Here is a 1649-nt window from a genome sequence, read left to right on the forward strand (position 1 = left end):
AACCGCGTACGCCTGCTCGGCCGCCCAATCCGGGAACTGCGTCCGCAATGGCGCGATGGCTTCGCCACTGGCCGCCTGCCAGAGCAGATCCGCGGCGAGTTCGATATCCTTTTCTTTCATTGCGTGACTCCAGAGTCCTTCGTGTAGGGCGCGCCGTGCACTCCGTCAAAGATGGAGTGCGTTCGCTTGCCTGTGCTCAGGCAAGCGCGGTAACGGCCACCTCGACGTCGAGGCCCGGCAGCATTAGCAGGGCCGTCACGCAGACTCGCGTCGGCGCGTGGCCTTCTGCAACCCACGCGTCCCACACGGCGTTGAACGCCGCGAAATGCTTTGGATCGCTCAGCCAGATGTTTGCAGTCAGCAGACGGGTCTTGTCGACGCCCGCCGAGGCGAGCAGCGCGTCGATGCGCGTGAGAATCTCTTTGGTCTGCACGTCGATGGGAGCATTCGCCGTATCGGGGATTTGCCCCGACAGATACACGATGCCATTGGCAATCACCACTTGGCTCATGCGGGCATTGGTCTTGAATCGTTTGATCGGTTCGTTCATGGCTACACCTTAGAGAGATCGGCGGCGTCGCTGCCGGTCGGGTCAAAAAAACGGGAGGCTCGGTTGCGATCGTTTCGCCAGCTTTCTGCAGACCTAAAGATGGCACGCCCCGGCTCCTTCAAGGAGGTGATGGGAACGTGCGTTATCATATACGAGAAAAAAGAAATTGTCGTATACGACAAAATCCTGCATCACCAACCGTAACCAGTAATCGATCTTTATGGCAAAGTCAGCCGCAGGCAACGACGTGGCGCCTACCGCGGCGCCTAGGCAAATCGACCACGAGGCCGTCGGTGCGCGATTGCGGAATGCGCGCAAGTCGCGCGATCTCACGCTGATGCAACTATCCGAGCTGTCGGGAATCGCGGTATCGACGATCTCGAAGGCCGAGCGCGGCGACATCGCGCTCACCTACGACAAGTTCGCCGCGCTCGCCCACGCGCTGAACGTCGATTTCGATACGATCTTCGGGCACGCGAAGCGGAACGCGGCCTGCGCGATGAAGCCGTCGCTCACGCGCTCAGGTAAGCAGATGATCTACAGCACGCCAAACTACGAGCTCGGTATGATCGCCAACGATCTAACGGGCAAGCGGATGGTGCCGATGCGCGCACTTATCCGCGCCCGCAAGCTCGAAGATTTTCCCGATTACATCCGACATAGCGGCGACGAGTTCATGTTCCTGCTAAAGGGCAGGCTGGAACTGCACTTCGAGAACGGGACGGTATTCAGGCTCGAACAGGGAGACAGCCTGTATTTCGATAGCGCCGTGGGACACGTCTACATCAGCACGGGGAGGGGGGAAGCAGAAGTGCTCGTGTGCTGCGTCGATACCGATGCGCATCGGCCGCCGCAGACGTTGTGAGACTTTGGCGGCGCCACTCGTCGCCGCAGCAGGATCAATCCCCACTCCCATCGGTGCACCGGCTGCGCTCACATGAGCATCCGGAAATTCGCTCAGCTTGCCGGTCGTCAATTCCCCATCGCTACCTTCTTCACTGCCGGCTGCGCCGCGGTCGCCTCTGCCGCCGTCTCGTTCTGATCGATGATCTTCGCGATCTCCGCATCGGCCTCGTCGCCGTACCGCGCGAACACGTCG

Annotated in this window: 2 protein-coding genes; one reads left to right on the forward strand and one right to left on the reverse strand. The window is 60.5% G+C overall.

The features are described 5' to 3' along the window. Positions 1 to 196: 196 nt before the first annotated feature. Positions 197 to 550, reverse strand: coding sequence for a RidA family protein (locus tag J3489_RS37125; RefSeq protein WP_207005758.1), 354 nt, complete (start codon positions 548 to 550; stop codon positions 197 to 199). 220 nt (positions 551 to 770) lie between these two features. Here J3489_RS37125 and J3489_RS37130 point away from each other — a divergent pair, with 220 nt between their 5' ends. Next, entirely contained in the window at positions 771 to 1415 is a 645-nt protein-coding gene (locus tag J3489_RS37130; RefSeq protein ID WP_207005759.1) for a helix-turn-helix domain-containing protein, read from the forward strand. Positions 1416 to 1649: the final 234 nt, after the last annotated feature.

The sequence above is a fragment of the Trinickia mobilis genome (assembly GCF_017315705.1).
Lineage (GTDB): Bacteria > Pseudomonadota > Gammaproteobacteria > Burkholderiales > Burkholderiaceae > Trinickia_A > Trinickia_A mobilis.